7 protein-coding genes are annotated in these 6,836 nt (G+C 75.7%); 6 read left to right on the top strand and 1 reads right to left on the bottom strand.

Annotated elements, in window-relative coordinates; translation table 11 throughout:
* The first annotated feature begins 222 nt into the window (after positions 1–222).
* Both Q0963_RS10900 and Q0963_RS10895 read left to right on the top strand, forming a co-directional pair.
* Entirely contained in the window at positions 223–1,221 is a 999-nt protein-coding gene (locus Q0963_RS10900) for a lipopolysaccharide assembly protein LapB (protein WP_299445599.1), read from the top strand.
* Positions 1,218–2,147, top strand: coding sequence for an HAD-IIA family hydrolase (locus Q0963_RS10895; RefSeq protein WP_299445598.1), 930 nt, complete (start codon positions 1,218–1,220; stop codon positions 2,145–2,147). The genes Q0963_RS10900 and Q0963_RS10895 overlap by 4 nt, the downstream gene beginning before the upstream one ends.
* Before the next feature lie 128 nt (positions 2,148–2,275).
* Here the strand turns inward: Q0963_RS10895 and Q0963_RS10890 are convergent, their stop codons facing one another.
* Positions 2,276–3,169 carry a hypothetical protein gene (locus Q0963_RS10890; protein WP_299445596.1) on the bottom strand — a complete coding sequence of 298 codons (894 nt, stop codon included), beginning with the start codon at positions 3,167–3,169 and terminating at the stop codon, positions 2,276–2,278.
* Here Q0963_RS10890 and Q0963_RS10885 point away from each other — a divergent pair, their 5' ends adjacent.
* From Q0963_RS10885 to recN, 4 genes are read left to right on the top strand one after another with little or no spacing between them, the layout of a single operon-like run.
* The gene (locus Q0963_RS10885) at positions 3,170–3,358 is read left to right on the top strand and encodes a hypothetical protein (protein ID WP_299445613.1); all 189 of its coding nucleotides are present in this window, start codon (positions 3,170–3,172) and stop codon (positions 3,356–3,358) included.
* Between the two features lies 1 nt (position 3,359).
* Positions 3,360–4,175 (top strand): TlyA family RNA methyltransferase, encoded by an 816-nt coding sequence (locus tag Q0963_RS10880; protein ID WP_299445611.1) that lies wholly within the window; start codon positions 3,360–3,362, stop codon positions 4,173–4,175.
* A complete protein-coding gene (locus Q0963_RS10875; protein ID WP_299445594.1) occupies positions 4,172–5,128 on the top strand; it encodes an NAD kinase in 957 nt (318 codons plus the stop codon). Before Q0963_RS10880 ends, Q0963_RS10875 begins: the two co-directional genes overlap by 4 nt.
* A complete protein-coding gene (gene recN / locus Q0963_RS10870) occupies positions 5,125–6,813 on the top strand; it encodes a DNA repair protein RecN (RefSeq protein ID WP_299445592.1) in 1,689 nt (562 codons plus the stop codon). Before Q0963_RS10875 ends, recN begins: the two co-directional genes overlap by 4 nt.
* The last annotated feature ends 23 nt before the right edge of the window (positions 6,814–6,836 follow it).

The following is a 6,836-nucleotide window of genomic DNA, read 5'->3' as shown; positions in this document are numbered from 1 at the left end:
ACGGTGTGGGAGAGTAGGACGCAGCCGGACATACTTTCAAGAAAGGGCCCGTCGTTCGCGACGGGCCCTTTCTCATGTATTCGCCGATGAACGCCCGTCAATACTGCCCGGGAACCCCCACGGCGCATAAGGCCGGGCTGCCCGGCCGACCCTCGCGGGCCGGCTCGGCCCGGTCCGTAGACTTGGCCGGCGCCGACGGCGACGAGAACGAGAGGACGCACGGTGAGCGAACACCAGAACCGGCCCCGCGGGGCCGACGGAGCCGGCGGCGGTGCGCGACGCGGCGGACCCCCGGGGGGCCGGGCCGGCAACGCTGGTGGTCGCGGCCGCCCGGCGGGCCGTGACGGCCGCAGCCGCTCCGGCGGGCCGGACCGGGGCGCCCGGCCGGCGGCCGACGACGGACGTGACGACGGTCAGCGTGGCGGCAGCCGCCTCGCTCCGCGTGGCCCTCGCCTGCCCGAGCCGCGCATCCCGGACGAGGTCACCGGCAAGGAGCTCGACCGCTCGGTCCACCAGCAGCTGAGGACCCTGTCGAAGGAGAACGCCGACGGGGTGGCCAAGCACCTCGTCATGGTGGCCGTCTTCCTCGAGGCCGACGAGGTGGACGCCGCGCTGGCCCACGCCGAGACCGCGGTGCGGCGCGCGGGGCGCGTGCCCGCCGCGCGCGAGGCGCTGGGCATGGTGGCCTACCGGACCGGTGACTTCGCGCGCGCCCTCACCGAGTTCCGCACGGTGCGGCGGCTCAGCGGCTCCTCGCACCTCCTGCCGCTCATGGTCGACTGCGAGCGAGGCCTGGGCCGGCACACCCGCGCCCTCGAGCTGGCGGCCAGCCCGGAGGCGCGCGACCTGACCGAGGCGGAGCGGATCGAGCTCGCCATCGTCGTGTCGGGGGTGCGCCGCGACCTCGGCCAGCTCGACGCCGCGCTCCTGGCGCTGCAGCTTCCGGCGCTCAAGCGCGGTCCGAAGGCCGGGGTCCACCGGCTCCAGTACGCCTACGCCGACGTGCTCATGGCGCTCGGGCGGCCCGGCGAGGCGCGCGAGTGGTTCCAGCGTGCGGTCGAGGGGGACCTCGAGTACGAGACGGACGCGGTGGAACGGCTCGACGAGCTCGACGGCGTCGAGCTCACCGACCTCGGGGACGGCGAGGACCCTGCGGGAACGGGCGATGAGCCCGCCGCCGAGCGCTCCGGCAGCGCCGACGGGGACGGCCCGGCGGCGTGACCTCGCTGGCGGAGCGGTACGAGGCCGTCGTCTGCGACCTCGACGGGGTCGTCTACCGCGGTCCCAGCGCGGTGCGGCACGCCGTGGAGGCGCTCGACGCGCTCTCGATCCCCGTCGTGTACGCGACGAACAACGCCTCCCGCACGCCGGCCGAGGTGGCTGCGCACCTCGGCGCCCTCGGCGTGACGTGCACGGCGGAGCAGGTGGTGACGAGCAGTGACGCCGCGGCGTGGCTCCTCACCGACGAGGTGGCACCCGGAGCGGAGGTCCTCGCGGTGGGTGGTGCCGGCGTCGCGGTGGCGCTGGAGGCCGCCGGGTTCGTCCCGGTGCGGGCGGACGGCGCGGCAGAGCGAGCAGTGCCGGCCGCGGTCGTGCAGGGGTACGGCCCCGCCGTCTCCGCGGCCGACCTCGCGGAAGCCGCCTACGCCGTCGAGGCCGGCGCGCGGTGGGTCGCGACGAACACCGACGCCACGCTGCCGACGGACCGGGGTGTGGCGCCCGGCAACGGGTCCCTCGTCGCGGCCGTGGCTCGGGCCGTCGGGCACGACCCGGCCGTCGTCGCGGGGAAGCCGCACCCGCCGCTGTATCTGCTGGCCGCGGCTCGTCTCGACCTCGACGTGAGCCGGGTCCTGGCGGTGGGGGACCGTCTCGACACCGACATCGAGGGTGCCCGCCGGGCGGGAATGGACTCCCTTCTCGTCCTCACCGGCGTCGACGACCTCGAGGCAGCGGTCGGTGCGCCGACCGAGCAGCGCCCCACCTTCATCGCGCCCGACCTGCGCTGGCTCCATCGCGACCCGGACGCCGGGGAGCCCTCGCTCACGGCCCTCGGCACGGCCGTCGAACGGGCCCGGGACGCACCTCCCGACGAGGACTCGCGGCTCGTCGAGGCGTACAGCCTGCTCTCGGGGTTGTCCGGCGAGTAGCCTGGGTCGCCCCGCGGCACCAGCCGCCCTTCCGAGGAGGACCGCATGGTCAAGCGCACCATCCGCGCCTATGCCGAGCTCGCTGTTGGGCTCGGGGAGGTCACCCGTGCCCGCGCTGTCGAGGCGGCTCAGGAGATCGTCGCCATCGCCGGCAGCGACGCGTCACCGAAGAAGATGGCCCGGCAGGCCGCCCGCCTCGCCGACGACCTCCTGAAGGCGGCCGAGCACAACCGCGACCAGCTGGTCTCCCTCGTCCAGAAGGAGGTCGACACCGCGGTGGGCCGGATGGACACCGCACGGATGGTCACCGACGTGCAGGCGCTCGGCGCCACCGTGGCCGCCCTGGCCGCGCAGGTCGACGACCTCGCCCGAGCCGTGGGCGCGCGGGCCGGCCTGGCCACGGTTCCGGCGAAGAGGGCAGCCACCACGGCGCCGGCGACGACCGCGGCCCCCGCGACGACGGCGACAGCTGCGTCCACCCCCGCGAAGAAGACGGCGAAGAAGACAGCGAAGAAGACGGCGAAGAAGACGGCGAAGACGTCGGCCGCCAAGACGTCGACGGCGAAGAAGTCGGCGCCCGCGAAGAAGTCGACGGCGAAGAAGTCGGCGCCCGCGAATAAGTCCACGGCGAAGAAGTCGACGGCGAAGTCGTCGGCGCCCGCGAAGAAGTCCACGGCGAAGAAGTCGGCGCCCGCGAAGAAGTCCACGGCGAAGAAGTCCACGGCGAAGAAGTCCACGGCGAAGACGTCGACGCCCGCGAAGAAGACCGCCACGACGTCCAGCGCCAAGAAGGCGGCCGCGAAGACATCGGCGCCCGCGAAGGCGTCGCCGGCGAAGACGTCCGCGGCGAAGACCTCGACGCCCGCGAAGAAGACCGCCACGAAGTCCAGCGCCAAGAAGGCGGCCGCGAAGACGTCGGCGCCCGCCACGACGTCGGCTCCGACGTCCGCGGCACCGTCGGCTCCGCCGGCCCAGTCCGCGTCGGCGCAGTCCTCGACGTCGGCCACCGGGGGGTCCGGCACGTGAGTGCGACCCCCCACGACGACGACGTCCCGGACGGCGGGCCCCCGCCCGAGACCGGCGACCTCGTCGTCGACGCCGCCCTCCGCGACCTCGCCGCGGTGCCGGACGACGACCTGGACCAGCAGCTCGAGGCGGGCGAGCACGTCCAGCGCACCTTGCGCTCGCGGCTCGGCGACCTCGGCGGCTGACATCGCCCGTCTCGACGCCGAGCTCGTGCGGCGCGGTCTCGCCCGCTCGCGGGGCGAGGCGCGTGACCTGGTGCTCGACGGGGTCGTCCGCATCGGGGAGGTGGCGGCGCGCAAGCCCTCCCAGCCCGTCGACGACGCGACGCCGCTCACCGTCGCCGCCGCCGGCCCGCGCTGGGTGGGTCGTGGGGCCGTCAAGCTCCTGGCCGCGCTCGACACGTGGGGCCCGGACGGGCTGTCGGCGCGCGGCCGGCGGTGCATCGACGTCGGGGCGTCCACGGGCGGCTTCACCCAGGTCCTGCTGGAGTCCGGTGCCCGCCACGTCGTCGCGCTCGACGTGGGACGCGACCAGCTGGCGGCCGAGCTCGTCGCCGACCCGCGGGTGCTCGACCTGCCGGGGACCACGGTCCGGGGGCTCACCCCGCAGGACGTCGGCGGGCCGTTCGACCTGCTCGTCACCGACCTGTCGTTCATCTCCCTGACGCTCGTCGCCGGTGAGCTCGCCGGCCTCCTCGGGCCCGACGGCGACCTCGTCGCCCTCGTCAAGCCCCAGTTCGAGGTCGGCCGCGAGCGGCTCGGCCGGGGCGGGCTCGTCACCGACCAGCGTGCGCGCGCCGACGCGCTCACCCGGGTGGTCGCCGCCTTCCGGGCCGAGGGGCTCCATGTGCGGGGGCTGGCGGTGAGCCCCGTGACGGGCTCGACGGGGAACGTCGAGTACCTCCTGTGGGCCCGGTCGGAGGTGTCCGACACAATGACCGAGGACGAGGTCCGGGCCGCGGTGCGAGCGGTCAGCCACGACAGCACCGGAGGAGGACGATGACCACGCCAGAGCGCCGGATCCTCCTCGTGACCCACGCGTCGCGCGTCGAGGCCCAGGAGCTCGCGGCGGCCGTCGCCACGAGGCTCCTCGCGTCCAGCATCGGGGTGTCCGCGCCCGCGGCCGACCTCGAGGGCACACCGCTCGCCGCCGTCGAGGGGGTCGAGGCCGTCGACGAGACCCGCCACGACCTCGACGTCGAGCTCGTCTGCGTCCTCGGCGGCGACGGCACGATCCTGCGCGGGGCCGAGATCTCGCGGGGCTCCGGGGCGCCCCTGTTGGGCGTCAACCTCGGCCACGTCGGCTTCCTCGCGGAGGCCGAGCGCGAGGCCCTGGACGCCACCGTCGAACGCATCTGCGCCCGCGACTACACCGTCGAGGAGCGGATGACCCTCGAGGTGCGCGCCCGGGTCAACGGGTCCGAGCCGTTCGCGTCGTGGGCCCTGAACGAGGTGACCGTCGAGAAGGCCTCGCGCGAGCGGATGCTCGAGCTCACCGTCGAGATCGACGGGCGGCCGCTGTCCACCTGGGGGTGCGACGGCATCGTCATGGCGACCCCCACCGGGTCCACCGCCTACGCGTTCTCCGCGGGCGGCCCGATCGTGTGGCCCGACGTCGAGGCGGTGCTGCTCGTCCCGATCAGCGCCCACGCCCTGTTCGCCCGGCCCGTGGTCGTCGGGCCCCGTTCGCACCTCGCGGTCCAGCTGCTCCCCGACGCCGACGCCGGCGCGGTCCTGTGGTGCGACGGCCGCCGTGCCGTGTCGCTGCCGCCCGGAGCCCAGGTCGAGGTCGAGCGCTCGGACCTGCCGGTCCGGCTCGCCCGGCTCTCACACGCGGTCTTCACCGACCGGCTCGTCGAGAAGTTCGACCTGCCCGTGTACGGGTGGCGTGGTGCGGCCCGCCGCCAGCGCGCCGCCGAGCAGGTCACGGCCCGCGGGGAGGGCCCGGCGCGGTGATCGACGAGATCCGCATCAGGGACCTGGGGGTGATCGACGAGGCGGTCCTGCCGCTGCACCCCGGCCTCACCGTGCTCTCCGGCGAGACCGGCGCGGGCAAGACGATGGTCGTGACGGGCCTCGGACTGCTCCTCGGGGGGCGTGGCGACTCCGGGCTCGTCCGGGCCGGGACCGGCCGCACCGTCGTCGAGGGTGTCATCGACCTGCCAGCCGGGCACCCCGCCCTCCAGCGGGCCGAGGAGGCCGGGGCCGACGTGTCGGACGGGCTCGTCCTCGTGCGGACCGTTCAGGCCGACGGCCGGTCCCGGGCCCACGTCGGCGGTCGCGCGGCCCCCGTCGGGGTGCTCGCCGACCTGGCCGAGCATCTCGTGGCCGTCCACGGGCAGGCCGACCAGTGGCGGCTCCGCCGGGCCGACGAGCACCGGGAGGTGCTCGACGCCTACGCCGGGGCGGACGTCGCCGGCGCGCTCGCCGCGTACCGGGCGGTCCACGACGAGCTGAGCGCGGCCGAGACCGAGCTCGAGACCCTGCGCGCGGCGGCGGCCGAGCGGGCCCGCGAGGCCGAGACCCTGCGCGTCGGCCTCGAGCGGATCGAGGCGCTCGACCCGCAGCCGGGGGAGGACGACGTGCTGCGGGCCGAGTCCGAGCGACTCGGCCACGCCGAGGAGCTGCGCACCGCGGCCGGTGCGGCCCACGACATCCTCAGCGGCGCCGACGACGACGCCGCGGCGGGGCAGGGGATCGTCGACGCCCTCGCCACGGCGGCCTCCCGGATCGACCTCGCCTCGCACAGCGACCCGGCCCTGGCCGCCCTCGGGACCCGCGTCGACGAGCTGCGCTACCTGGCCGCCGACGTCGCCGCCGACCTCGGGTCCTACCTCGCCGGCGCCGAGGTCGACCCCGCGCGCCTCGACCAGGTCGAGCAGCGCCGCGCCGCCCTCACCGAGCTCACCCGGCTCTACGGGCCGACCGTGGACGACGTCCTCGCCTGGGGTGCGGACGCCGCCGTCCGGGTGGCCGCGCTCGACGGCACGGGGGACCGGATCGAGGAGCTGGCCACGCGCCTGGACGCGCTCGTCGCCGACCGTGAGGCCGCCGCCACCCGGCTCACAGCTGCCCGGTGCGCCGCCGCCGATGCTCTCGGGGCCCGGATCACCGACGAGCTCGGCCACCTCGCGATGGGGTCCGCCACCGTCACCGTCGCCGTCGAGGATGCCGGGCGGTTCGGTGCCGACGGGCGGGACACCGTCGAGATCCGGCTCGCCGCGGGCCCGGGGGCGGCCCCGCGGTCGGTCACCAAGGCCGCCTCCGGGGGCGAGCTCTCGCGCGTCATGCTCGCCATCGAGGTCGCCACCGCGCAGGAGTCGGCCTCGGTGCCGACGTTCGTCTTCGACGAGGTCGACGCGGGGGTCGGTGGCCGCGCGGCGCTCGACGTCGGGGCGCGGCTCGCCGCGCTGGCCCGGCACGCCCAGGTCGTCGTCGTCACCCACCTGGCCCAGGTGGCCGCCCACGCCGACCGGCATCTCGTCGTCGAGAAGTCCGACGACGGGCACGTGACCCGCAGCATGGTCCACGAGGTCGACGGAGAACACCGGGTGGCCGAGCTCGCCCGGATGCTCGGCGGCTCCGGCACCACAGCCGCCCTCGACCACGCGCGCGACCTGCTGGCGCGTGCCGGCCACTGACCCGAACGTGGCACGATGGTGCA

Source organism: uncultured Phycicoccus sp. (genome assembly GCF_947495705.1).
GTDB lineage: Bacteria > Actinomycetota > Actinomycetes > Actinomycetales > Dermatophilaceae > Phycicoccus.
This window is presented reverse-complemented; position numbering and strand designations above follow the sequence as displayed.